The 24,394-nt window shown below is 61.7% G+C and carries 21 protein-coding genes; 7 read left to right on the top strand and 14 right to left on the bottom strand.

From position 1 onward, the window contains the following. The first annotated feature begins 127 nt into the window (after nt 1-127). The 3 genes from tldD (at nt 128) to SPHV1_RS22140 (ending at nt 2,706) form a co-directional block, all read left to right on the top strand. Nucleotides 128-1,546: a metalloprotease TldD gene (gene tldD, locus SPHV1_RS22150; RefSeq protein WP_054948167.1), complete on the top strand. Its 1,419-nt coding sequence runs from the start codon at nt 128-130 to the stop codon at nt 1,544-1,546. A 109-nt stretch (nt 1,547-1,655) separates the two neighbouring features. Next, nucleotides 1,656-2,057, top strand: a complete 402-nt coding sequence (locus SPHV1_RS22145; RefSeq protein WP_054948166.1) for a hypothetical protein — start codon at nt 1,656-1,658, stop codon at nt 2,055-2,057. Between the two features lie 244 nt (nt 2,058-2,301). Further along, nucleotides 2,302-2,706: a DoxX family protein gene (locus tag SPHV1_RS22140; RefSeq protein ID WP_054948165.1), complete on the top strand. Its 405-nt coding sequence runs from the start codon at nt 2,302-2,304 to the stop codon at nt 2,704-2,706. Between the two features lie 188 nt (nt 2,707-2,894). Here SPHV1_RS22140 and SPHV1_RS22135 read toward each other — a convergent pair whose 3' ends face one another. The 10 genes from SPHV1_RS22135 to SPHV1_RS22090 are packed head-to-tail and all read right to left on the bottom strand — an operon-like array spanning nt 2,895 to nt 12,444. Next, entirely contained in the window at nt 2,895-3,317 is a 423-nt protein-coding gene (locus SPHV1_RS22135; RefSeq protein WP_054948164.1) for a carboxymuconolactone decarboxylase family protein, read from the bottom strand. 45 nt (nt 3,318-3,362) lie between these two features. Next, nucleotides 3,363-4,793: an NAD-dependent succinate-semialdehyde dehydrogenase gene (locus SPHV1_RS22130; protein ID WP_054948170.1), complete on the bottom strand. Its 1,431-nt coding sequence runs from the start codon at nt 4,791-4,793 to the stop codon at nt 3,363-3,365. 32 nt (nt 4,794-4,825) lie between these two features. Further along, a complete protein-coding gene (locus SPHV1_RS22125; RefSeq protein WP_054948163.1) occupies nt 4,826-5,395 on the bottom strand; it encodes a cytochrome b in 570 nt (189 codons plus the stop codon). 26 nt (nt 5,396-5,421) lie between these two features. After that, complete coding sequence (locus SPHV1_RS22120) at nt 5,422-6,198, bottom strand: SDR family NAD(P)-dependent oxidoreductase (protein ID WP_054948162.1); 777 nt, start codon at nt 6,196-6,198, stop codon at nt 5,422-5,424. Beyond that, nucleotides 6,195-7,775: an acetolactate synthase large subunit gene (locus tag SPHV1_RS22115; protein ID WP_054948161.1), complete on the bottom strand. Its 1,581-nt coding sequence runs from the start codon at nt 7,773-7,775 to the stop codon at nt 6,195-6,197. The genes SPHV1_RS22120 and SPHV1_RS22115 overlap by 4 nt, the downstream gene beginning before the upstream one ends. Further along, nucleotides 7,772-8,713, bottom strand: a complete 942-nt coding sequence (locus SPHV1_RS22110; RefSeq protein ID WP_054948160.1) for an alpha/beta fold hydrolase — start codon at nt 8,711-8,713, stop codon at nt 7,772-7,774. The genes SPHV1_RS22115 and SPHV1_RS22110 overlap by 4 nt, the downstream gene beginning before the upstream one ends. 15 nt (nt 8,714-8,728) lie before the next feature. After that, entirely contained in the window at nt 8,729-9,334 is a 606-nt protein-coding gene (locus SPHV1_RS22105; RefSeq protein ID WP_054948159.1) for an amino acid synthesis family protein, read from the bottom strand. Between the two features lie 48 nt (nt 9,335-9,382). Continuing rightward, a complete protein-coding gene (locus SPHV1_RS22100; RefSeq protein ID WP_054948158.1) occupies nt 9,383-9,847 on the bottom strand; it encodes a VOC family protein in 465 nt (154 codons plus the stop codon). After that, nucleotides 9,834-10,868, bottom strand: a complete 1,035-nt coding sequence (locus tag SPHV1_RS22095) for a YCF48-related protein (RefSeq protein WP_054948157.1) — start codon at nt 10,866-10,868, stop codon at nt 9,834-9,836. The genes SPHV1_RS22100 and SPHV1_RS22095 overlap by 14 nt, the downstream gene beginning before the upstream one ends. A 52-nt stretch (nt 10,869-10,920) precedes the next feature. Beyond that, on the bottom strand, nt 10,921-12,444 hold the full coding sequence (locus SPHV1_RS22090) for an aldehyde dehydrogenase family protein (protein ID WP_054948156.1): 1,524 nt from the start codon (nt 12,442-12,444) through the stop codon (nt 10,921-10,923). Nucleotides 12,445-12,645: 201 nt separating this feature from the next. Here SPHV1_RS22090 and SPHV1_RS22085 point away from each other — a divergent pair, with 201 nt between their 5' ends. Together SPHV1_RS22085 and SPHV1_RS22080 are read left to right on the top strand one after the other, a co-directional pair. Beyond that, entirely contained in the window at nt 12,646-13,416 is a 771-nt protein-coding gene (locus tag SPHV1_RS22085; RefSeq protein WP_139383943.1) for a 2-keto-4-pentenoate hydratase, read from the top strand. Nucleotides 13,417-13,437: 21 nt separating this feature from the next. Continuing rightward, complete coding sequence (locus SPHV1_RS22080; RefSeq protein ID WP_054948154.1) at nt 13,438-14,241, top strand: SDR family NAD(P)-dependent oxidoreductase; 804 nt, start codon at nt 13,438-13,440, stop codon at nt 14,239-14,241. 82 nt (nt 14,242-14,323) lie between these two features. Here SPHV1_RS22080 and SPHV1_RS22075 read toward each other — a convergent pair whose 3' ends face one another. After that, nucleotides 14,324-15,502, bottom strand: a complete 1,179-nt coding sequence (locus SPHV1_RS22075) for an MFS transporter (RefSeq protein WP_054948153.1) — start codon at nt 15,500-15,502, stop codon at nt 14,324-14,326. A gap of 37 nt (nt 15,503-15,539) precedes the next feature. After that, the gene (locus tag SPHV1_RS22070) at nt 15,540-16,904 is read right to left on the bottom strand and encodes an aminotransferase (protein ID WP_054948152.1); all 1,365 of its coding nucleotides are present in this window, start codon (nt 16,902-16,904) and stop codon (nt 15,540-15,542) included. 219 nt (nt 16,905-17,123) lie between these two features. Between SPHV1_RS22070 and SPHV1_RS22065 the strand changes: the two genes are divergently transcribed. Further along, nucleotides 17,124-18,068: a LysR family transcriptional regulator gene (locus tag SPHV1_RS22065; protein ID WP_231634815.1), complete on the top strand. Its 945-nt coding sequence runs from the start codon at nt 17,124-17,126 to the stop codon at nt 18,066-18,068. Nucleotides 18,069-18,072: 4 nt separating this feature from the next. On the opposite strand, the gene SPHV1_RS22060 is transcribed toward SPHV1_RS22065, so the two are convergent. Continuing rightward, entirely contained in the window at nt 18,073-19,293 is a 1,221-nt protein-coding gene (locus SPHV1_RS22060) for an acyl-CoA dehydrogenase family protein (RefSeq protein ID WP_082431113.1), read from the bottom strand. A 360-nt stretch (nt 19,294-19,653) separates the two neighbouring features. Between SPHV1_RS22060 and SPHV1_RS22055 the strand changes: the two genes are divergently transcribed. Beyond that, nucleotides 19,654-22,074, top strand: coding sequence for a TonB-dependent receptor (locus SPHV1_RS22055; protein ID WP_054948151.1), 2,421 nt, complete (start codon nt 19,654-19,656; stop codon nt 22,072-22,074). 389 nt (nt 22,075-22,463) lie between these two features. On the opposite strand, the gene SPHV1_RS22050 is transcribed toward SPHV1_RS22055, so the two are convergent. Continuing rightward, the gene (locus tag SPHV1_RS22050; RefSeq protein WP_156367422.1) at nt 22,464-23,795 is read right to left on the bottom strand and encodes a hypothetical protein; all 1,332 of its coding nucleotides are present in this window, start codon (nt 23,793-23,795) and stop codon (nt 22,464-22,466) included. Nucleotides 23,796-24,394 lie beyond the last annotated feature (599 nt).

Below are 24,394 nucleotides of genomic sequence, written 5' to 3'. Positions count from 1 at the left end.
CCCCCCCCCCCCGCCGGGCAACGCCCCTCAATATCACCGGCGCGGGCCCGATAAGGCCCCCCGATAAGGGTCCCCGATAAGGACCATTGCCATTTCAATTCGCGCCGGGGGGCCTATATCCGGTTCTATGACCGTTACTGACCCGCGCTCGCTCCTCTATCGCCAACTCACGCCCGAGGACGCGCAGGCGCTTGCCGCGGAAACGCTGCAGGCCTGCGACGACGGCGAACTCTACATGCAGTTCATGGCGACAGAGGCTTTCGGCTTCGACGACGGCCGGCTCAAGACCGCCGACTATTCGCGCGACGCCGGCTTCGGCCTGCGCGGCGTTTCGGGCGAGATGACCGGTTTCGCCCACGCCAACGAAATTTCCGCCGCCGCGATCCGCCGCGCCGGCGAGACGCTGCAACTGCTTGACCCTGCCACCGGCAAGCGCGCCGCACCGCCACAGAAGAGCAACCGGCACCTCTACACCGATGCCTCGCCACTCGATCTCGTCGGCTTCGGCGAGAAGGTGAAGCTGCTCGAGACCATCGACGCGGCCGCCCGCGCCCGCGACCCGCGTGTCGCGCAGGTCAGCGCGAGCCTCTCAGGTTCGTGGTCGGTAGTCGAAATCGTGCGGGCCGACGGCTTCGTCGCCACCGACGTGCGACCGCTGGTCCGCCTCAACGTCTCGATCGTCGCCGAAAGCAACGGACGACGCGAGACCGGATCGTTCGGCATGGGCGGTCGCTGGCTCTACGACGACCTGTTCAAGCCCGAGAACTGGAACCGCGCCATCGACACCGCGCTCGAACGCGCGCTGATCAACCTTGAAAGCGTCGACGCCCCGGCAGGCGAGATGACCGTACTGCTCGGCCCCGGCTGGCCCGGCGTGCTGCTGCACGAAGCCATCGGCCACGGCCTCGAGGGCGATTTCAACCGCAAGGGCACTTCGGCCTTCACCGGACGCATCGGCGAACGCGTCGGCGCTCCGGGCGTCACCATCGTCGACGACGGCTCGCTCATGGGCCGCCGCGGCTCACTCACCATCGACGACGAGGGCACCCCGACGCGCGAGACGGTGCTGATCGAGGACGGCGTGCTCAAAGGCTACATGCAGGATCGCCTCAATGCGCGCCTGATGGGCGTGGAGCCGACCGGCAATGGGCGCCGCGAGAATTACGCCCATGCCCCGCTGCCGCGCATGACCAATACCTTCATGAAGTCCGGCAACGACGATCCCGAGGAACTGCTCAGCCGCATCGGCAACGGCATCTACGCCAAGAACTTCGGCGGCGGCCAGGTCGACATCGTCTCGGGCAAGTTCGTGTTCTCCTGCACCGAGGCCTACAAGGTCGAAAACGGCAAGCTCGGCGCGCCGATCAAGGGCGCGACGCTGATCGGCGACGGCCCTTCCGTTCTCACCCGGGTCAAGGGCATTGGCAACGACCTGGCACTCGACGAGGGCGTGGGAATATGTGGCAAGGGCGGGCAGAGCGTGCCGGCTGGCGTCGGCCAGCCCAGCCTCCTGATCGAGGGCCTCACCGTCGGCGGAACCGCCTGATATCGGCCCTTGTCCCCCTTCCTCCCAGAGCCTTGGCGGTCAGCTTGGGTTAAGACGCTCCGTGCAACAGTCGCGATGAAAGGGAAGTGGGATCATAAGGAGAAATGACATGCAGAAGGTACTCGCCGCTGTAGCTGTCGTCGCCACGCTCCTTGCCGCACCCGTCGCCGATGCGCGCACCAAGCTCACCGGCGAGGAACAGCTGGCCAAGATGCTCGATGGCCGCGAGGCCGGAAAGCCGGTCAATTGCATTCCGTCCTACATGGCGCAGGACACACGCGTGATCGACAAGACGGCGATCGTCTATCGCATCGGCAAAACGCTTTACGTCAACCGCCCGACCAATGCCGATTCACTCGACGACGACGACATTCTCGTCACCAAGCTGTACTCCAGCCAGCTGTGCCGTCTCGACACCGTGCAGTTGCACGATCGCGGCAGCCGATTCTGGAGCGGCTTCGTCGGACTTCAGGACTTCGTACCCTACACCAAGGTCGCTTCGGCCAAGTAAGCGCCAGCGCCATAAGACCAAGAGGTCCCCTGCGGAAGACGGCCGGGAGTTTCTCGCGGCCGTCTTCTCATTTGCGCAACCGATACGCCAAACAAATTAATGTCTTGCAGTGGTTGCAATCCACAAGCGACCTGCGGCATGTCCAGCGCCCTCGAGCCTACCCTGGCTTGGCAACTTATGCGCCCGGGCAACAGGCTCGGGCGCATTTTTCATGCGCGCGACGCATTATGGAAGAAAAGCCAGCATGACCATACGATCCGGCTGCCGATGGCTCCTTGCCGTGCTCTATGCAGCAGCAGGCGTGCTCCACCTCGCCCTTCCCGGCCCGTTTCTCTCGATTGTACCGCCGTGGGTTCCGTTTCCGGCAAGCGTCATCGCGCTGACCGGCCTTGCCGAGTTGGCTGGCGCGGCAGGGCTGGCCCAGCCTTTTTCACCCGCGCTGCGACGTGCTGCGGCTTGGGGTCTTGCCGCCTATGCGCTGTGTGTCTGGCCGGCTAACGTGCAGCATATGCTGATCGACATGGCGAGGCCGGACAATGGCCTTGGGCTTGCCTATCACGTGCCCCGGCTCGCCCTGCAACCGGTGCTGATCTGGTGGGCGCTATGGGCGGGCAAGATTACCGCCTGGCCCTTCCGTTCACGCCCCTGAGCCCGGTCTAGCCCTCTCGGCGCCGGAGCCGATTTCCTTCCGGAATCGGCTCGGCCCTCCTCCAGACAGGGCTTTCAGGTGTTCCACGGCTCACGCATGGACGACGCCGTGAACGGCCCGCTCAGGCTCACTATACAGGTGTCACCGCGAAATGTGGCGGTCAGGAGGCCACAGTTTCAGTGCCAGCCCTACGCGCCGCCCCCGGTAGCTTCGACTTCCGCTTCATCGGCCGATTCTGCTTCGTACTCGGCGATGGCCTCCGAAGCGATACGGGTCGAATCGATGCCCGCCGGGATCCCGCAATAGACTGCAACCTGCAGCAGGGCTTCCCTGATCTCTTCATACGTCAGGCCGTTGCGAAGGGCCGCCTTGACGTGAAGGCGCAACTCATGCGGGCGGTTCAGCGCACTGATCATGGCAAGGTTGATCAAGCTGCGATCGCGGCGGGCCAGGCCCGGTCGCGACCAGATCTCGCCCCAGCAGTAGGTAGTCGAAAGCTCCTGCATCGGGCGGGTGAATTCATCCGCCCGAGCCATGGCATTCTCAACATATGCGGCGCCCAGAACTTCCTTGCGCAACTTCAGGCCGCGTTCAAACCGATCTTCGCTCATCGCCAGATACCTTTCAGCCCTGCCCTGTGCCGTCTTCCGGACAGGTCAAAGTCCGCCCACGAGGCAGTACTTTACATTCATGTAATCCGCCAGACCGTGGCTCGATCCTTCGCGCCCGAAACCGGATTCCTTCACGCCGCCAAACGGGGCAACTTCCGTGGAGATCAGGCCGTCATTGACACCCACCATGCCGTACTCCAGCCCTTCCATCATCCGCCATTGGCGCGCCGCGTCAGTGGTAAAGATGTAGGCTGCAAGGCCGAAGGGCGTGTCGTTGGCGATCCGCAGCGCCTCGGCTTCGTCCTCGAAGCGCAGTACCGGTGCGACAGGGCCGAATATTTCCTGGGAAGCAATCGCCATCTCGGCGGTTACCCCGGCAAGCACCACGGGAGCATGGAAGGAGCCAGCTTCGGGAGCCGTAGCACTACCGCCGACGCGCACCGCGCCTTCTTCGATCGCCCGGGCAACAAGGCCGGACACGCGCTTGACCGCGCGATCGTCGATCAGCGGTCCCATCGTCGACGAGGCGTTGATGCCATTATCGACCCGCAACTGCGCAACGGCCGCCGCCAGCCTTTCAACGAATGCGTCATGGATGCCGGCCTGGACGAGAAAGCGGTTGGCGCAGACGCAGGTCTGCCCGGCATTTCGAAAGCGCGAAGCCAGGGCGCCGGCCACTGCGCGGTCCAGGTCCGCATCGTCGAACACGATGAACGGCGCGTTGCCGCCCAGTTCAAGGCTCAGGCGCTTAACCTGGCCTGCGGCCTTGGCCATGATGACCTTGCCCACTTCAGTCGAGCCGGTGAAGCTGATCTTGCGCACCAGCGGATGGGTGCAGAACAAGTCACCCGCTGCGGGAGAATTGCGCGCGGGCGCGACCCGAAACAAGGTATCGGGCACGCCAGCCCGATGTGCCAGCGTTTCCAATGCCAACGCCGAGAGCGGCGTGGCATCGGCCGGCTTGACGATGATCGAACACCCCGCGGCAAGCGCGGGCGCAACCTTCCGGGTGATCATCGCCAAGGGGAAGTTCCAGGGCGTGATCGCCGCGCAAGTGCCAACCGGCTGGCGCAGCGTGAGCACCCGTTTGTCGGTCGCAAAGCTGGGAATCACCTCGCCGTAAGCACGGCGCGCCTCTTCCGAAAACCATTCTATGAAGGCTGCACCGTACTTTACCTCGGCCCGCGCCTCGGCCAGTGGCTTGCCGCTCTCCAGCGTCATCAGCAAAGCAAGCTCTTCGGCATGGTCGACGATCAGGTCGTACCACGCCCGCAGCACATCGCTGCGATCCTTGGCGGTGCGCGCGGCCCAGCCATGCCGGGCCGCATCGGCCGCCTCGATCATCGCCGTTATTTCGCCGATATCATATAGCCGGGCATGGGCAATAAGCCCGCCGTCTGCCGGATTGATAACCCCGATCCCGTCCTGGCTATCCAAAGTGTCGGGACGCAAGAGTCCAAGGGCAGAATCTGCCATCATGGTATCGCCTTATTGTTCGGGTGTGACTGTCAGAGCATCCGCGGCAGGACGTCGGTTTCCCCACCCTTGTCGAGGATGCGGTGCTTGAGCGCGCCGACCACGTGGAGACAGACGAGGCCGAGCAATACATACGCGCTGTATTGGTGCAGAGTATCGAACACTTCGAATGCCGCGTCGTTCTTGGGCAGGATCTCAGGCACTTCACCGAAGAAGAAGAACGGGACACCATCGCTCTGCGTGAAGCTCGCCGACATCGAGTAACCCAGCAGGGGAACCAGAACCGTCAACAGCATGATCAAGCGGTGAACGATGTGCGAAAGGGTCTTTTCCCAGGGCTTGAGCGCTTCCGGCTCATGCGGGAGGATACGCCGATTGCGCCAACGGATCGTCAGATGCACCACCGCCAGCAGCCAAACGAGAACGCCGAACTGCTTGTGATTGTGGTAGAACATGTCGAAAGTGTCGAGCGGCGTACTCTCAGGCAGGCCGGTCATGTACCAGCCCGACCAGATCAGGCCGAGGATGATGACCGCACGCACCCAGTGCAGGATCCGCATCGAAAGAGGGTACTTCGGGGTAGCCGCCGTATCACCAGCCATGATCAGTCTCCTTTTTTATAAGCATCCTAGAGGTAAATACCGCGCGAATAGCCGCCATCGACGGTAAGCGACTGTCCGGTGACCGCCGCATTCGGTGCCGTCGCGATAAACGTGACAAGCCGTCCGACCGCCTCGACATCCAGGATTGAGCCGGTGGGAATATCGGCCGTGAACTCCGCCTCGACGATCGCACTGTCGACACCGCGCTCGTGCGCCAACTCGACAAAGAGTTCGTCCAGATGCGGTGTCCGCACAATACCGGGATGCACCGCATTGACGGTGATGCCGAATGGACCAAGCTGGTCCGACAGCACTTTCGTCAGGTGCGAAACCGCGACATTGCGAAGTCCGCTCAGCGTGTCGCTGGACCGCCCGGTCAGGCCTCCGATATTGATGACGTGTCCCGAACCTTGCGCCTTCATCGCCGGCACAACGGCCTGAGTATAGCGCAAATACCCGCCGACCTTTGTGTCTACATCGGTAATCAGCAGATCGACGTCGACATCCTCGATCGCGCCACCGATCGGATTCGAACTCGCCGCGGCGTTGACCAGCACGTCAATCCGGCCGAAGCGATCGAGCGTCGCTTCGACCATGAGAGCAATCTGCTCCGGACTGGTTGCATCCGATACAAGCGGGACGACTTGACCGTGCGCTTCCAAGGACCGTGCAGCTGCTTCGAGCCGCTCCAGGCTTCGTGCGGTAATCACGACTCTGAAACCAGCCGCGCACAGTTCGCGCACGATCCCCGGGGCGATTCCTCCACTGCCACCCGTGACGATGGCTACCGGTGCCGTGCTCAAGGCAGTTCCGCCTGAATCAGCAGCGGCCCGTCAAGGGCAAGACCTTCGCTGAGAGCCGCAGCCAGTTCACCCGAAGTTGTGACCTTGATAGCCTTCACGCCATAGCCAGCCGCCAGCGACACCCAGTCCACGCGCGGATTGTCGAGCTTGGTCAGCCCGGCGATCACGGTATCGTCCAGAGGCGCTTCCGCACGCGTCAGCTCGGTCTGCAGGATGGCATATCGATGGTTCGCAGCCATGATGACAGTCACCGGCAGCTTTTCACGCGCCATCGTCCACAACGACTGCAAAGTATACTGAGCGCTGCCGTCGGATTGAAGCGAGACGACCCGGGATTCGGGCGCCGCCAGGGCCGCACCCACCGCACAGGGCAGCCCCTGCCCGATCGCTCCGCCGGTATTGGTCATCACCCGATGGCGACGCGCGCGATGCGCGTTGCGCAGCCACGGTCCACCCAGGGTCGAGCCTTCCAGCGAAATGATGGTGTCTTCTGGCAGTTGGGCGATCAGTTCCTCGATCACCAGCGCCGGAGTCAGAGCGGCATCGCGATCACCCGACGCAAGTGCCGGTTCTGCCGCGGGCTGCACCGGCAGCGTGGCGGCATCAAAAGCCTCGCACAACTGCTCGAGCGCTGCGACGGCATCGTGTTCGGGGCCGGCAAGCCTTACCAGATTTTCCTCGACGACGAGCTGGCTGGGATAACCTTCATAGCCGAAATAGCTGATCGGCATGCGCGATCCGGCAAGCACGACCTTGGCAGAGCCCATCTGCGCGATCACATCGTCAGGGAAATAGGCCTGCCGTTCGACCGCCGGAAGGTCACCGCCCAGCGTCACGATAGCAGGGTAAGGCTCCATCAGCAGTCGCCCGCCAAGATGCGCCGCCAGTGCCGCACCGGCACGGATGCCGGCCTCGCACAGGGCATTGCCACCCAGCAGGACGATCACATCGTCCGCCCCGTCCAGTGCCGCCCGCGCCTGGCTGATCACGCCGGCATCTACCGGAGTGCCTGCCCATTCGCGGGCCACAAGCTGCGCCTTATCACCAACCGCGGCCGCATCGATCACATCGGTCGGGACGACAAGCGTTGCCGCTCCGCCTTCCGCTTCGCACGTCGCGGCGAAAGCGGCATCGACATCGGCAGCGATGGCCCCGGTCGAGGCCATGCGAATGACCTGCCGCGAAACCGGGGAGGCCAGCGATTCGATGTCGGACGTCAACGGAGCATCGTATTCCAGATGCCAGGTCGCATGATCGCCAATCAGGTTGATGATACGCGAACCGGCGCGACGGGCATTATGCAGGTTGGCAATGCCGTTGGCGAAGCCTGGGCCGAGGTGCAGCAGCGTCATCGGAACCTTGCCCGAGACACGCGCGTATCCGTCAGCTGCCCCGGTGCAGACACCTTCGAACAGGCTGAGAACCGAACGGATCTTGCCATTGCGCGCCAAGGCACTGACCATCGTCAACTCGGTGGTACCCGGATTGGCGAAGCAGATCGTCGACCCTCCTTCGAAGAGGGCATCGAACATCACGTCCGCGCCGGTGCGCTCGCTGCGCGGAGATTGTTCGCTCATGCTGTCTGTTCCTGTCTTGTGCGCCCATCGATTGCTGCACGGGCGCTCACCCCGGCGAGGAAACCTTCGACAAGTCGAACGAAATCCTGCGGTGCATCATCATGGACATAGTGCGATGCGCCATCCACAGTGGCATGGCGCAGCATGGAGTTCTGCCCCTCCAGCTTGCGCACGGCATCGAGATTGCAAAAATCGGAGCGACCGCCCCGGATGACCAGGGTCGGCACGTCGATGGCGGCTATAACCGGCCAAAGATCGACCACCCGCGCCGGGTCGGGAGCGATGCGCGTTTCGGCGATTCCCTCAGCGTCGTAGCGCCAGATCACCGAACCATCTTCCTGCGCGCGCATGCTTTCCCAAAGGCGCTCCTCAATGGCGGCATCGCCCACGTTGGGACGCAGCTTGCGCCAATAGGCCCGCGCCTCGCCCCAGTCCGCAAAACGGGTTGGCAGAGCCCGCATTTCCCGGACGATCCGTTCGAAGCCCTCGCCGGAAACCGAGGAACCGGCGGTAATGTCCTCGACAACCAAGGCCTCGAGCCGTTCGGGATTGCTGGCCGCGTAAACGTAGGACGTGGTGCCGCCCATGGAATGCCCGATCAGCACGAACCGATCGAGACCGAGCGCGGCCACCACGGCCTCGAGATCGGTGACGTAAGCGTCGGTGTAATAGTTGCGACCGCGATCCCAGTCGCTCTCTCCGCGACCGCGCGCGTCGAAAGCAATGAGATGAAAACGGTCGCCGAGAGCCTGAGCCAGATTACGCCAGGTTCCGGAATAGCCCCGAAGACCGTGCAGCAGGACGATCGCCGGATTGGCCGGCGATCCCCACTCACGCACGTGGATGCCCACGTCGCCATTGACAACAGTGCGTGTCCGCTCGCCTTCCAACAGCGAAATGGCGGACGGCGGCATATCCGGAACCTGAGACGCAGACATCAGATCACGCTTCCTTCAGGTCAGGCCGTTGCCTTCGGCGTCTTCTGCACGCAGGCCACCGAGGCGTGCGTTGAGACGACCGCGCGTGGCGAAAGCCCAGCATACGATGACTTCATCGGCCTTCGGGCCGTCATCGAACGACACGCTCATGGTGTCGTAGTGCGACCGGACATAAAGGGCGTCCTTGTGACCAAGCGGAATGTCGAGGATCGTGCCCGGCACGCCGCGCTTGCCGGTCGACGGAACCCACGACGCACCACCACCGACGGCCTTGCGGACGGGATCGGCGGCAGGGTTGGTCAGCAGGGCATTGCCGTGTTCGTATTCACCGTCGAGCCCGACGAGGATCGCCTTGCCGTAGCTTTCGATCTTCGCTCCGCCCGAAAGGGCGTTGAGACGCCGACCGAATTCCTCGCCAAGCGCAGGCGAAGCTTCGATCCATGCCGAAAGGTCCTCGACGTACTGCCCGGCATAGGGGTTCTTGAGGCATGCACCGACCATGTACTTGAACAGGGGCGCGCCATCGGCGGCGGCACCCGTCTCGCCTGCCCAGATTTCCTGAACCTGGGCGTACCAGCGACGAACGTGAAAAGCGCCGAAATTGGAAGCGTAATTAGTCATGGTAGATTCCTACACTATACCTTGTGCAATAAATGCCGGCACGCCCGATCACAGTTGGATCGGATCGGCCTGTCCCTGATTGCGATTGAGTTCAGCCTGCGAAAGGCCACCCGCCTGCGGAATCTTCTGGCAGAACACCTCAAGCATGTGTCCGTCCGGATCGTAGAAGTAGATCCCTACCGACACCCCGTGATCGAGTATCTCGGCGATCTCCACACCACGCTCCTTGAAGAAGTCGTAGTTGGCGCGCAGGTCGTCCATGCTGGTGCCGGCCATCATCAGGCCGATATGCTCGAACTCCTTGCCCTTGGCCGCGCCTTCCTCGGCCTTGAACAGGGCAATGTCGTGGTCGCTTTCGCCGAAGCTCATGAACACGCCGCCCTTGTAGGGGCCATCGCCGGCGCGAGCCGTGATCTTCATGTTGAGCACGTCGCAGTACCACTGCGCGGAGGCTTCCGGATCGCGCACAAAGAGAACGATGTGCGCGATCCGATCGACTTTAATTGGTGACATGCGGCAACCCCAGATCTTCCGGAACGCCCGGAATCCAAGTCAGGTCGGTGATCTCGTTGAACTCGCGCCATTCCTTGGCCCAAGTCCGCCCACCGTCGGTGCTGCGATAGAGATACCCGAACTTGCTTGCGGAAAGGAGGAAATCCGGGTCTGCCGGATTAGATCCGAAGGCCCACATGCAGGAGTTCGAAGGCTTGTCCAGCTCCGAACGGGTCCAGGTCAGGCCAGCATCGTCGGAAGTCAGGATCGCCGCGGTCGTTCCCGGCGTACCATCGCCGATGCCTACCGCGAGCTGCGTGGCACTGCCCGGCTTGCGGACCATGATACGCGAATAGCGCAGGCCCCACGCTTCCTTGGCAGGCGTCCGTTCCCACGTCTTGCCGCCGTCGGTCGAACGGTAGAGCGCGATCACCGTCAGGGCGAGATGGACCTTGCTGCCATCATCCTGCGGCAGGATCATGATGTCGTGCAGGTCCGAATTGCCGCCGAACTCCGACCAGGTCGTGTCGATGCGGTCCCAGGTGTCACCGCCATCGCGGCTCCGCCAAAGTCCACCTTCCTCGACACCGGCCCAAACGTCGTTGGCATCATCGGGATCGACGACCACGGCAAGCATCCGCGGGCGATTCACGCCTTCGCAGAATTCCGGCATTTCCAGGGAAGTCTGTTCCCAGGTCTGCCCGCCATCGCGCGAGCGGAACAGGGCCGATCGCGAAGGGGCGCCGGTGCCGGCGTACATGACCTTCGGATCGCTCTCGCTAACAGCCAGCTTCCACACCGCGTAGCCATTGAGCGCGCAGTCGATCCGGCGCCAGTGGACACCGCAATCCTCGCTGTAGAAGAGGCCCTTTTCAGCGCCTGCGAAAACCGCATCGGGGTTGGCCGGATCGACCAGGAGACAGCGCACGCGGTCGTCGTACTCCAGATCCTGCCGGATGTTGATGCGATACCAGCTCTTGCCGTCATCGTGGCTGCGCATGACGGCTTGTCCGTCGGTTGCAACAATGAGTGTTCTGCTCATGAGTGTCCCGTTCCTGCTATTCTGGCCTGCTGCTTTTGGCGTTTGTTCTGGCTCAGCTGAGATTGACCCAGATGCTCTTCACTTCGCTGTAGAGTTCCATCGCCTGGCGGCCATGCTCACGTCCCCAGCCGGACTGCTTGAAGCCACCGAACGGTGTCGCGTTGTCAACGAGGTTGAAGCAATTGATCCAGACCGTGCCGGCCTTGACCGCACCTGCCAGGCGATGGGCCTGCTTGAGGTTGTTGGTCCAGATCCCGGCGGAAAGACCGAAGTCGGAGTCGTTGGCCTGCGCCACGAGATCCTCGGGATCCGACCAGCTCAGCGCGCTCAGCACCGGACCGAAGATCTCCTCGCGCACGACGCGCATGTCGCGCCCCGCATTGGCAAGGATCGTCGGCTGGAAGAAGAAGCCATCGTTCAGCCCTTCAGGCCGCCCGCCGCCGCACACCAGCTCGGCACCTTCCCGCACGCCGATGTCGACATAGGAGCTGACGCGATCCCACTGCTCTTCGGACACCAGCGGACCGAAGTTCACGCCAGCATCAAGCCCGTTGCCGATCGTCAGCTTGGCAGCATGGTCGGCGACGCGGGCAAGCAGGTCGTCATGGATCGATTCGTGGGCGTAAAGGCGCGAACCGGCAGTGCAGGTCTGGCCCTGGTTGAAGAAGATGCCGGCAGCGATCGAAGCCGCGGCGGCATCCAGATCGGCGTCGGGGAGAACGATCTGCGGCGACTTTCCGCCCAGCTCGAGGCTCACCTTCTTCAGGTTGCCCGTGCTTCCGCGCACAATCGCCTTGCCGACCTCGGTCGAACCGGTGAATGCCACCTTGTCCACACCCGGATGATCGACCAGCGCGGCGCCGGCCTCACCGAAACCGGTGATGACGTTGAACACGCCGGCCGGAATGCCTGCTTCGAGCGCCAGCTCGGCCAGGCGCAGGGCCGTCAGCGGGGTCTGCTCGGCAGGCTTGAGCACAACAGTGCAGCCCGCAGCCAGTGCCGGCGCCACCTTCCATGCCGCCATCGACATCGGATAGTTCCACGGCACGATAAGGCCGCAGACACCCACCGGCTCGCGCACGGTGTAATTGAGAATCTTCGCCCCGCTACGCGGTGAAACCGGCAGGGTCTCACCACCGAACTTGGTCGGCCATCCTGCGAAGTAACGGAAGGTCTTGATCGAACCCTCGATCTCGACCGCCTGGGTGAGTGCCGCAGGCTTGCCGTTGTCGATGCACTCCAGCACCGCCAGTTCCTGCGCATCGCGCTCGATCAGGTCTGCCAGTCGGTTGAGGAGCAGCGAGCGATCGACCGCGCTCATGTCACGCCAGGCGGGATTGTTCAGCGCGCGGCGAGCGGCCTGCACGGCAAGATCCACATCTTCCACGCCGCCTTCCGCCACCTGGCAGATTTCACGGCACGTTGCAGGATTGAGCGTGGCAAAGGTCTTGCCAGAGCGCGCCGGAACCGACTTGCCGTCGATAATCAGGCCACGCGGCGAATTCTTCAGATCGGCTTCAAGCCGTGCGGCGATCGAGAACGCATCGGATGCGCTTGCGGTAGCAACTGCGGACATCACCCCTCCTTGGGAAAGACCAAAGCCCGCGAACATCCATAGGGTTCAACCGGCCATGGTTTGTCATCATCGAATCGTCTGATAGCGCACCTTCACGGAGTAAACAATACTAGTTTTTTATCTCTGGTTGTTTCATAAGATCGACAATTAGCTCCCGGCGATGCTGGGCGATCCCTTGGTTAGAACTGGGAGAATGACAGCGTGACTCAGTCCGGGAATACTCTTGAAAGCATATTGGCGGCCGCCCGCAGAACCGGGACCCCGCTTCCACTGCCGGCAAACGAGCCCTCGCTCGCAGAGGCCTATGACGTGCAGCGCGCGATCATGCGCACGACCAATCTGCCGGTGATGGTATGGAAGCTGGCCCTGACAACACCCCAGGCGCGCGACGCATTCGGCACGGACGAGCCTATCGTCGGACGCCTGGCCGCAAGCGCGATCCTCAACAACGGCACGCAGACCCGCCAGGCCTGGCCCGAGATGTTCGCGGAAGCGGAACTTGTATTCGAGATCGGGCATGACCTGCCGCCGAAGGACACCCCTTATACCCGGGAGACCGTCCTTCCCGCGATCCAGGCGCTCTACGCCGGCATCGAACTTGCAGCCCCGCGCTATACCACCAGTGACATGCCCCTGGGGCTGCTGGTGGCTGACAATGCGATGGGGCATGCGCTGGTTCTGGGCGCTCGTCTTTCCGCACAATGGGAAGACAGCTATGCCGACATGCCGGTTTCGATCGCGCTCAACGGCGAAGTGCAGGAGAACGGCTCCACCACGCGCGTCATGGGCAATCCGCTCGATGCGCTGGTGTGGCTGGCCAACTGGCTTTGCGACAATGGCGAGGGCGGTCTACGCCGCGAACAGCTCGTTTCGGCGGGAAGCTGCACCGGCGCCACTCCGATCAGTGCCGGGGATTCGGTCAGCGCCGCATTCAATGGCATCGAAGTCGCACGCGTATCCCTTTTAGCATGAGTATCATACGGAGATCTGTAAATGAGCCTTGATTTAGGACTGGAAGGTAAGGTTGCCGTCATCACCGGTGGTGGTGTGGGCATCGGCAAGGAAACGGCACGCAAGCTGGCGCTCGCGGGGGCGAAGGTTGTGATTGCGGCACGGACCGCATCGAAGCTGGAAGCCGCGGCCGAGGAACTGCGCAACAGCACCGGGGGCGAGATCATCGCCGTACCCACCGACACGACCTCGAAGGAATCGGTCGAAGCGCTCGTCGCCGCGGCCGTCGAACGCTTCGGCGCCGTGCACATTCTCGTCAACTGCGCGGCTGCACCTGGCGGCCTGGTGCGCAACGCGATCGAGGAAGCCGACGAGGACGCGCTGATGCTCGACCTCAACACCAAGCTCTTCGGCTATTTCCGCACCGCCAAGGCTTGCGTCCCGCACATGCGCAAGGCCGGATGGGGCCGGATCGTCAACGTCGGCGGCCTGACCGCACGTTGCACCGAGGCCCTCTCGGGCATGCGCAACACGGCACTGGTGCACTTCACCAAGACGCTGTCGGATGAAGTCGGCAAGGATGGCATCACCGTCAACATCATCCATCCCGGCGTCACCCGCACCGAGCACATCGAGGAATGGTTTGCGGAGATGGCACAGGACGAAGGCACGACCGTCGACGCCATTGTCGAACGCGAAGCCGCAGCTCCTGCAGCTCTCAAGCGCATGCTCGAGGTCGAGGAAGTGGCCGACCCGATCGTGTTCCTCTGCTCGAAGCTCGGCAGCGGCGTGACCGGTGAATCCATCGCTGTCGATGGCGGCCTGTCCCGCGCAGTCTTCCTCTAAGCAGAAGAGAAACTTCCGCCAAAAGAAAAGGGCGTCGACCTCGCGGTCGGCGCCCTTTCAATTTGCCTACAAGCGGAAAGGCTCAGGCAGACTTGCGTGAAATACCGATGATTGTCGCAATCGTGCTGCAGACGGTCACCACGCAGCAGGCATAGAGCATCAGGTTGAAGCTACCGGTCGCAAGCGAAGCCGCCGCAGCTGCAGGGCCAAGACCGGTCCCGAAAGTCTGGATAGCCCCCATCGCGCAGACCACACGGCCGCGACCGCATGCCTCCGAACAGATCCCGGAAAGCAGGGGCTGGGCGAAGTTCCAGCTGAACATCATGAGCCCGCAGGCGATGACGAAGGCGCTTTGGGTCACGGTGCCCGTGAACATCAGGAAGCCGATCACGCCGATTACGCAGCTCACGATCAAGGGCCCCGTCCGACCCCAGCGCTGCGGCAACATCCCGGCCAATGCGGCCCCGACGACCGCTGACATCGTGCCGATTGCAAGTCCGCTGGCGATCGTGCCGACAGGAATGCCGCTCTCCTGACCGATGCGCTCGGCATATGTCCAGCCCGCGCCCATCGCGAAGAAGAGCAGAAACACGCCGATCAGGGATCCGGACGCGAGGCGCCGGTCCAGTACGGCGCCACCACTGGCGAAGACATCCACTTCATCCACGGATCCGTCCGGGAGAGACTTGAGCGACAGGATGATGGCAAGGCTTGCCACCGCAATCGCGACAAAGATCGTGCGCGGAGCGAAGTTGGCCTGAATTTCCGGCAATGCGTAAAGGAACAGCGAGCTGACCAGGGCCCCTGCGACCAGGTAGATCGAGAAAGCGCGGTCAGGATTGCGTGCGCGCCCGAGGGCGGCGAAGGAAAAGCCAACGGCAATTCCTTCGCCTGCCCCGGCAACGACGCGGGAAGCAGCCATTGCCACGAAATCCGTAGCAAGGCCGGTAAGCAGGTTCCCGGCCGCGATCAGGACCAGCCCGACCGCTACCGCCAACCGCCACCGCACCCTCGACAATGCGAAAGTGCTGAGGCCGATGGTCACACCCATGGCGTTGATGTCCCACGCCGCCAGGTAACCGAGTTGGTCGTTGTCAAACCCGGTCTGCTGCGCCACCAGCGCAAGAAAACCGGGAGTGGCGAAGATGACGAGCGCCCCGATGATCCCAACGCCAATGGCACTTGCCAAGCCTTGGGTTGTTAGCCGCACGACATCGCCGCCAGTGGGCGCAGTCGAATCGATAGGTATTGTCTGGTTCATCGGTGCGCCCTCTCCCCGGCTATCTTACCGTTTGCGATCAGGCCGGAAGCACGTCACTGACGGCGAGCGCGAACTTGTCGACAAGTTCATCGACTTCGGCACGATTGATGACAAGCGGCGGAGCGAAAACCAGGGTGTCGCCCAGAGCGCGCGTGATCAGGCCGCGTTCCGCCGCTGCCTTGAGCACCTGGCGACCGGTACGGTCTGCCATCGGCAGAACTTCCTTGGTGGCGCGATCCTTGACCAGTTCGATACCGATCATCAGGCCCTGACCGCGAATGTCGCCGACATTGGCATGCTGGCCCAGACGATCCTTCAGCGACTGGAGCATGTAAGGGCCGACGTCGGCCACATTGTCCACCACCTTGAGTTCGTCGATCAGCTTGAGCGCGGCGAGTGCCGCTGCAGCGCCAACCGGATGCGCGGAATAGGTGTAGCCATGGCCGAACAGTCCGGCCTTGGCAGCCTCGCCTTCGATCACGTCCCAGACCTTGGGCGAGATGAAGCAGACCGACATCGGGAAGTAGCCCGAGGTCACGCCCTTGGCCGAGGTAATCAGGTCGGGTTCATAGCCGTAGGTCTGGCTGCCCCAGTACGTGCCGAGACGGCCGAAACCGGAGACGACTTCGTCCGCCACCAGCAGGATGTCGTGCTTCTTGAGGATCGCGCCGATCTCTTCGAAATAACCTTCCGGGGGAGGGATAAGCCCGCCGGCGCCCATGACCGCTTCAGCGAAGAAGGCCGCGATGGTGTCGGCGCCCTCGCGCTCGATCACGTCTTCCAGTTCCTTGGCCAGCTGGCGCGAGAATTCACGCTCGCTCATGCCTTCGGGCGCCTTGCGATAATAGTACGGCGCGCTGACGTGAATGATCGGACCCTTGGGAAGGTCGAACAGGGTATGCATGCCGGGCAGGCCCGTCAGGCTGGCCGTGGCCACGCCCGAACCGTGATAGGCATTCCAACGCGCAATGATCTTCTTCTTTTCCGGCTTGCCGCGCAGGTTGTTGTAGTACCAGATCAGCTTGAGCTGGGTTTCGTTGGCGTCGCTGCCGGAAGCGCCGAAGAACACGCGCGACATCGGCACCGGTGCGCGCTCGAGCAGCGCTTCGGCACATTCGGCAACCACGTCGGTCGACATGCCGTTGAACGTGTGAAAGAACGACAGGCGTTCGCTCTGGCGGGCGATCGCCTCGGTGATCTCCTTGCGGCCGTAACCCAGGTTCACGCACCAGAGGCCGGCCATGCCGTCGAGGTATTCCTTGCCGTCCACATCCGTAACGCGAACGCCCGAACCGCTTGCCATGACCGTAGGCCCGTCAGCCATGAGATCGGTAATCGCGGTGAACGGGTGGAATTGGCTGCGCTGATCGCGCAGCGCGGCTTGGGAAAGCTGAGACGACATTGGGTATCTCCATTCTTTGCCCGCATCGTTTATCGAATCAGGGCTGCACTTCATGTTTTGCGAGGCATTGCGCAGTCGGTCCAAATATGCAACAGTCTTAGTGTATTCGATGCGTTTTTTTCGTTTAGTGAACAATATCGAAGATCACGAGTCCGAACTCGGCCGGTTGTCGCGCGCCCGCACCATTGACTTGATGCTCTGCCTGGAAGAGGAGAAATCATGGACGAAAAACCAGACCTCGGTAACGTGATGGCCATGATGTCGTTCGCGGCTGTCGTCAGCACGGGCGGCTTTTCCAGCGCAGCCAACATGCTGGGCTATTCAAAGGCAGCTGTCAGCCGCCAGATTGCGAAACTCGAACAGAGCATCGGCGTACGTCTGCTGGACCGCACCACCCGCTCGGTCACCCTGACGCCCGCCGGACGCGAGATGTATGCCCGCTGCGCACGCATCGTCGAGGAAGTGAGCGAGGCAAACCAGATCATCAGCGGCATGATCTCGCGCCCGCGCGGCGAACTCAAGATCAACGCGCCGGTCGTCTCCTCGCTGTTCGACCTGACTTCGATCCTGCCGCGCTTCCTCCAGACCTACCCCGATGTCCGGCTCTTCGTGAACCTGTCGGACAGCAAGGTTGATCTGATCAAAGGACGCTTCGACGTGGCGTTCTGGATGGGCGACACCTTCGATTCCACGCTCGATTCCGTGCGCCTGCGCAATTACCCGATGGTGCTGGTGGCATCGCGCGACTATCTCGCGCGCGCAGGCAAGCCCAACGCGCCGCACGATCTCAAGGACCACACCTGCATAGCGGAGACGCACATCTCCAAGGTGGGCGAATGGCGCCTGTCGGAGGATGTGACCGTTGCCATCAATCGCGGGCCACTGACAAGCAACTCGGTGCGGATGGCGCGCGAAGCCACGCTCGAGGGGCTGGGGATCAGCTACCTGCCGCGGTTCCTGGTGGAGGACGACATTGCCGAAGGCCGGCTCGACCCGCTGTTGCCGGATCTGGTGACAGAACGCATTCCGCTGCACATCATTTTCCCGCGCGGCAACTATGCGCTTTCGAAAGTTCGCGCCTTCGTGGACTTCGTGCGTGAGGAGATGGCCGACGACGATGAACAGTCGTCAGCCAATCTCCTCGCACTGGCATCTGCGATCTGATCCCTTACAGGTCGAGGCAGTCGTTCTCGAAGCCAAACGCCACCGCACCGACATTGCGGGCGTAGGGATAGGGATTGTTGGCAACGTGCGCACGAGCGCAGTGGATGTCCAGGAACGCGCGCTGAATGGGGTTACCGAGGTAGATCGCCTTGCCGCCCGAGAACAGCATGAGCAAATCGATCGCCGTCACGCAGCGGCTGACCATCGAAGTCGTGTGATGCCCCAGTTCGACCCGCCTTTCGATCGGCCAGTCGTTGGCTTCCGCGCGCCGCTCCAGTTCAGCGAGATCGCTCGCGAGGCGTAGTTCGAGGTCATTGAGGATGACTTTGACCTCGGCCACCGCTTCCTGGATCGTCGTATCTTCGGCAAGACGCGCACCGGAATATGTGGCGCGCTTGTCACGCGTCGTCTGGACAAAGGTATCCAGCGCACGGCGCAAGGAGCCGATCGAAGTGGTCGAGACCGTGCGATTGAACAACTGCGCGAAAGGAATGCGGTAAAGCGCGCCGGGATTGGCTGCCATGCCGGGGCAGTCGAGCCGGAACATGTCCTTTTCCCGGATCACGCGGTGGGCGGGAACGAAGGCGTCGTTGACGACGATATCATTGCTGCCGGTCGGCGCCAGGCCCATCACGTTCCAGGTGTCGACGATCTCGTAGTCCGCGCGCGGCACGAGGAAGTTGAAGGGCTCTGGCCCCCCGTCATCGACAACCATGTTCGCACCGAGGATGACCCAGTCGCAATGCGCCGATCCGCTGGAAAAGGCCCAGCGCCCGCTCAGACGAAATCCGCCCTCGACCTTTGTCACCTTGCCCGTGGGCATGTAGGAAGAACTGATCAGGACGCTGCCGTCCTCGCCCCAGACATCTTCGGCGGCCTGCGGATCGAACAGCGCCAGTTGCCAGTTGTGAACGGCGACCACACCGTAAACCCAGGCACTGCCCATGCAGCCTTCGGCCAGAGTCTTGGCAATCTCGCAATAGACAGCGGGCGACATCTCGTAGCCGCCATAACGCTTGGGCTGAAGCACTTTGAAGAAGCCCGCTTCGGTAAAGTCGCGGATCGTCTCTTCGGATACCTGCCGGTCAGCGATGGCCTTGGCCTCACGTTCACGCAAGACTGGGACCAATTCACGCGCCCGGCGGATCAGTTCGGCGGCACTTGAAGCGCTTTCTCCTGCGCCGGGTAGCGCGCAGGCGGCCATTTCGCTGGTGGCACTTTGCATTACTGACGTTTCCTTTCCCTCTTACGTCACCGCATGCCCAAACTCGACGGTCGTGGCCGTGCGGTTCGTAAAACCACAACTCAGCACGGTCGGCCTTCTGCTGATTCGCATAACCCGTCGGTGCCTTTACATACCATCAATTCCGGCGTTCACGTTGACAAAGCACGCAGATCTCTGCGGATTAGGCCCAACGAATCAACGATCAAACGCCGTTTCCATTTCGCAACAATAAAGCCGAATTGCCATGAACTGTAAACCGTGCAATACCAAGCGACGTTCAACACAATTGGACAGTCGCGCGCGGCGCCAAGTGCATAAGTAAGAGGGAAGCACGGTCGCGCACTCAGGGAGAAAAATACGATGATGAACACGCACAAGGCTGCCCGTATGGCGGCGCTGATGTTATCTACTGCAGGGCTGCTCGGCCCGGTCCAATCCTTCGCTCAAGACGCCGAGGCCCAGGACGACTCCTCGCTATCCACATCGAATTCCGGGGGCGTCGCCAATACAATTGTCGTTACCGCCAACAAGCGAAGCGAAAACTTGCAGAAGGTGCCGATCTCGGTCAGCGCGTTCTCCGGCGAGCAGATCGACCGACTGGGCATCACCGACACCACTCAGATCACGCAACAGATTCCGTCACTTCGGGTCAACGCCTATTCACCCAATCTGACCATCTTCAGCCTGCGTGGCATTTCACAGAACAACTTCACCGACAATCTCGAGGCACCGGTCGCTGTCTATCAGGACAATGCCTATGTCGCCTCGATGAACGCAGTTGCAGGCCAGTTGTTCGACATCAAGCGGGTCGAAGTTCTGCGCGGTCCGCAGGGCACGCTGTTCGGGCGCAACGCAACAGGCGGTCTGATCCACTATCTCAGCGAAGACGCCAGCTCCGATAACTTGAACGGTTATGCTCAGGGCGAATACGGCCGTTTCAACTCCTGGTCGATCGAAGGCGCGGCAGGCGGCAAGCTCGTCGATGGGGTTCGTCTGCGCGTTGCAGGACGCGTCGAAAAGGCCGACGGCTACATCAAGTCACGCGATACCGACGCCACGGCGCTCGGTCTTGGGGTGATCCCGGGCAGCGGACAGGATCTTGGCGGCAAGAACGGCTGGGCCGCTCGCGCCAACCTCCAGGTCGATCTTACTCCCGATGCCACGCTCAGCTTGTGGTACAAGCACGCTGAAGACAATCACGTCGCCACTGGCGGCTATGTCTTCGAGAACTGCGTCTATCTCGACAATGGCTATTGCAACACGAACGCCGCCGGCCTGAGCGACGATCAGAACGGCGTGATCAACGGCATCACCTCCGAGAAGGCTTCCCCCTGGGAGCACTTTGGCGAACGACGCGGCAGCTTCGACCGGGTGATGAACAGCTATCAGGGCCAGCTTGACTGGAAGTTCGGTGGAGTCGAACTGACATCGATCACCAACTACCTCACCATGGACAAGGTGTACGCCGAAGACGGTGACGCGTTGCCGTTCACGATCGTCAACGTCGACTCGCGGGTCAATTTCCACCAGTTTTCCCAAGAGACGCGGCTTGCCGGCGAGAGTGACATGCTCAAATGGCAGGTCGGCGGCTACTACCTCGACATGAAGTACGATGGTTCGCACGCAGTAACCGGCGTGCCGATCATCGATCTGGCGATCGCGAGCAACGGCGGATACTCGCTTCCCACCGTCGCCCAACAGTACGTGATCCATTCGAAGAACTGGTCGATCTTCGCTCAAGGTGACATCAATTTCACCGACAGGCTGTCGCTCACCCTGGGCGGACGCTACTCCAAGGATCACAAGCGGATCGACTATGCCGCGATCCTGTCGGACCCGACTTTTGCCCCGCAACCGGATCCGGTCTTGCTCTTCACCGACCAGGATTTCCTTGCGGAAGCCCCGGGCGTGAATCGCGAAGTCTATGGCGACTGGGCCGCGCGCGTCTCGCTCAACTTCCAGCTGACGCCGAGTACACTGCTGTTCGCGTCGTGGAACCGCGGCATCAAGGGCGGCAACTGGTCCTTGTCCTCGTCGATCCAGCCGAAGGACTTCCGCCATCGTCCCGAGACTCTGAACAGCCTCGAAGGTGGCTTCAAGACCTCGCTCCTGGGCGGAATGATGCGCCTCAACGGCACCATCTTCCACTACATCTACGATGACTACCAGGCCTTCTCGCTGGCTGGCGGCGTTCCGCACGTCTTCAACAGCAACGCGCACTCGACTGGTGCCGAACTGGAGGCATTCCTGTCACCGTCACGCAATTTCGATGCCGTGCTCGGTGCAACCTGGCAGACTTCGTCGGTCGACAAGATCCCGGCAACCGACGTGCAGTTCGGCCCCGAACTGTTCCCGGGCGCCCCGGATTCACAGTACTGCACGAACCTTGGCGGGGTATTCCGTTGTGATTTCCCGCAAAAGGACATCACCGGAGCCGAACTGCCCAATGCACCGCGTTTCAGCTTCAACTACCTGTTCCGGTACAATTTCGACGCGGCCGGTGGCAACATCGCGGCGCAGGTCGATGGCGTCTGGTACGATGACCAGTTCCTCGAAGTGACCAACGGACTGGGCTCGGTGCAGAAGGCGTACAACGTCACGAACGCATCGTTGACCTATCGCCATGAAGGTACCGGCATCTCGCTTACCGCATGGGGCCGTAATGTGTTCAATCAGGCCTATCGCGCCTATGCACTGAATCTGGGCATTCTGGGCGTCACGTCAATCTACGCTCCGCCGGCCACTTATGGTGCCACGCTGCGGATTCCTTTCGGAGAATAACCGCAAATCCGGATCGGCATCTGTCCCAAAGTTTGGCAGATGCCGATCCGGACCCCTTCTTGTCTTTTGAATGACACCTGGCGCTTCGCGATCTCCTCGAAGCCCATACCCCGACAGACTGACGGCGCCGTATCTGGCAGTCCGCGCCAACTGGTTTGCACCGATGAAGGGCTGGGCTGGGCGGGGCTATTAACACACCCCTTTGTATTCGGCGATCATGCGCGACCTGAGCCGGTAGCCGGCGGCAAGTTCGGCCATTCGCCCAAAATCCAATTCAAGGCATGATACGAGCGGTGACCGAAGGTCGCCGGGCAAGGCGCTGACAGCGCGAACTCTTTCTGAAGAGCACGGTCAAACTGAACTCATGCGATCTCGGAAATCTGGCCAGTTCAGTTTTTCCTGGAGGCGCGTGATTGAGACATTTCCTGCATGGCTTCCGTCTTCAATGGTCGCGCGATCAGGAGTTTTGTGTCGAACACAAGCCCGCCGACGGTTCGAACCTGATAAAGCGCTTCGAATGCCCCCGCTCCGCCGGTTCGTTTCGCGAGACTGTCCAGCTGGCGCTTGTCCGACACAATCTTGGTCACTTGCGCGAGCCCCTCGTCGCTGCCCCCGGAGATGAGGATGTTGTGGTTCCCCGACCTCCCGGGAAAGCTTGCAAGGTAGCCGTAGTCAATGCCGTAGGAGTGCGCGGAAGCCTCATTGCCGCCGTTCGATGCCTCCTCTTCGGCAGCATACTTGATCCGGTAAACCTTACCGCTAGCCTTATCCTTGATTTCGTCGAAATCGTCGGTCGGCGCAAATCCGGACAGGCGCAGGAATGGCGATCGCATCACGCCCAACTGCGAAAAATACTGGATATATATGATACTGTTCGAATCGATGAGATCCTGAGACATGCGTGACACCGGCATGATCTCTGCAGCCTCCGAACCGGGATGCATCTCGGAGACCTGTTTCAGTACAGCAACGGCAACTTTGGCCACCTGCCCCGATACACGGTAGATATCCCGGGCGTGCAGCTTGCCACGCAACCGCGGATTCAAGGTCAGATATTTGGATAGATCGGCTTCTGACTGGATTGCCGTGTCGAGTCTGAGGCTTGTCATTATGCCTTCATCGCCACTTTCGGCAATCATGTAGAAATCGCCCACGGCGATGACCGGCATCCGCCCATTGGCCATGAGTGGCTTCCAAAGTGCGGTCCGGGCAAGTGGTGACGGCTGAAGCAAATTGCTCGCGAAAAGGAATGCCGCCGCCCAGAGCAAGCCATTGACACAAAGAAAGATTGCAAGAACCTGCCGCTTCGAGATTCGCTTCAGCCTCGATGCCAGGGTTATCGGCTCCAGTTCGTCCTCATCCTCCAGCTCCGGCATTTCGGACAGGATGAGGCGATACTCGCCTTTGGGAATGGTCAACCGGAGGCCGGATTTCCCCTCATTGAACTTGTCCAGCCTTTGACGCAGCCGGTGCATATAACTGCGAACCATGGAGTTCACTGACGTATCGAAGGCTCCGCTCTTGCCGAAGACATCGATCGCGATCTCGATTTCCTTGGGTGCGCGCTCGTCATCTACCCGTTCGAGCAGATAGTCGAACAGGTTCACCAACATCGTCGAGCGGCTGTCCCCGATCAGCGCTGTCCGGAACCGAGACGCTTCCTCGGCGAGGGATACCCCGCCAGCTTCTCCCGTTTGCCCCAAGGCAATTTGGCTATTCAAAGACCTGAAATCTCCCTTGCGACGCAATCCATTCACCGTCCTTCTGCCGACCGCTCAAACAAGCGAATGCGGCAGGACCGGGAAACGCCAGAGCCTCCGCCCCCAATACAATGAACCACCGTTGCCTCGCCCGGCACAAGGCGTCGCGAGTTGATGTAACTCGGGACCAAGGCTCAAGTTCGGCAATACGCAAGAGCTCGTCCATGACGACATGACAGGGGCGCCAATTCACTCCTCTTTATCGCCAGCTAGACGCGATCCCCGTGCCCGGCGCTCAATAGCATCTGGCCTCCAACCGTATAGGGCAAAGCGCCTTGTTGCAATGCCCGAAGACTGTAGCGGGAAACGGCCAGGCTAACTTCAACCTGCTTGCAAATGACAGATTTACGGGGATTTCGAACCGGGTGTTGAAGCCGGATTGCTTCCAGTCGTACCGCATTTCAGGCGTCGATCATTCGGCAACCCGACTGCCCCTGTTTTCGCCAAACGCGCAAACTGCGCAACGACGAACACAGGATCGGAATTCCAGGTTCACGCAAACTCTCCCGTCCGAGGAGAGCGCGTCAGGCATCTATTCCATCAAAGCTTGCCGGTGAGTT

It is taken from the genome of Novosphingobium sp. KN65.2 (genome assembly GCF_001368935.1).
Lineage (GTDB): Bacteria > Pseudomonadota > Alphaproteobacteria > Sphingomonadales > Sphingomonadaceae > Novosphingobium > Novosphingobium mathurense.
Note: the sequence above shows the minus strand (reverse complement) of the source record. Positions and strands in the feature narration are given on the sequence as shown.

Coding starts and splice junctions, on each gene's coding strand:
- SPHV1_RS22125 (WP_054948163.1), bottom strand. CDS start 5,395: ATGGCTGGTGATACGGCGGCTACCCCGAAGTACCCTCTTTCGATGCGG.
- tldD (WP_054948167.1), top strand. CDS start 128: ATGACCGTTACTGACCCGCGCTCGCTCCTCTATCGCCAACTCACGCCC.
- SPHV1_RS22075 (WP_054948153.1), bottom strand. CDS start 15,502: ATGAACCAGACAATACCTATCGATTCGACTGCGCCCACTGGCGGCGAT.
- SPHV1_RS22105 (WP_054948159.1), bottom strand. CDS start 9,334: ATGACTAATTACGCTTCCAATTTCGGCGCTTTTCACGTTCGTCGCTGG.
- SPHV1_RS22080 (WP_054948154.1), top strand. CDS start 13,438: ATGAGCCTTGATTTAGGACTGGAAGGTAAGGTTGCCGTCATCACCGGT.
- SPHV1_RS22100 (WP_054948158.1), bottom strand. CDS start 9,847: ATGTCACCAATTAAAGTCGATCGGATCGCGCACATCGTTCTCTTTGTG.
- SPHV1_RS22065 (WP_231634815.1), top strand. CDS start 17,124: ATGGACGAAAAACCAGACCTCGGTAACGTGATGGCCATGATGTCGTTC.
- SPHV1_RS22130 (WP_054948170.1), bottom strand. CDS start 4,793: ATGGCAGATTCTGCCCTTGGACTCTTGCGTCCCGACACTTTGGATAGC.
- SPHV1_RS22135 (WP_054948164.1), bottom strand. CDS start 3,317: ATGAGCGAAGATCGGTTTGAACGCGGCCTGAAGTTGCGCAAGGAAGTT.
- SPHV1_RS22060 (WP_082431113.1), bottom strand. CDS start 19,293: ATGCAAAGTGCCACCAGCGAAATGGCCGCCTGCGCGCTACCCGGCGCA.
- SPHV1_RS22110 (WP_054948160.1), bottom strand. CDS start 8,713: ATGTCTGCGTCTCAGGTTCCGGATATGCCGCCGTCCGCCATTTCGCTG.
- SPHV1_RS22095 (WP_054948157.1), bottom strand. CDS start 10,868: ATGAGCAGAACACTCATTGTTGCAACCGACGGACAAGCCGTCATGCGC.
- SPHV1_RS22140 (WP_054948165.1), top strand. CDS start 2,302: ATGACCATACGATCCGGCTGCCGATGGCTCCTTGCCGTGCTCTATGCA.
- SPHV1_RS22070 (WP_054948152.1), bottom strand. CDS start 16,904: ATGTCGTCTCAGCTTTCCCAAGCCGCGCTGCGCGATCAGCGCAGCCAA.
- SPHV1_RS22090 (WP_054948156.1), bottom strand. CDS start 12,444: ATGTCCGCAGTTGCTACCGCAAGCGCATCCGATGCGTTCTCGATCGCC.
- SPHV1_RS22145 (WP_054948166.1), top strand. CDS start 1,656: ATGCAGAAGGTACTCGCCGCTGTAGCTGTCGTCGCCACGCTCCTTGCC.
- SPHV1_RS22055 (WP_054948151.1), top strand. CDS start 19,654: ATGATGAACACGCACAAGGCTGCCCGTATGGCGGCGCTGATGTTATCT.
- SPHV1_RS22115 (WP_054948161.1), bottom strand. CDS start 7,775: ATGAGCGAACAATCTCCGCGCAGCGAGCGCACCGGCGCGGACGTGATG.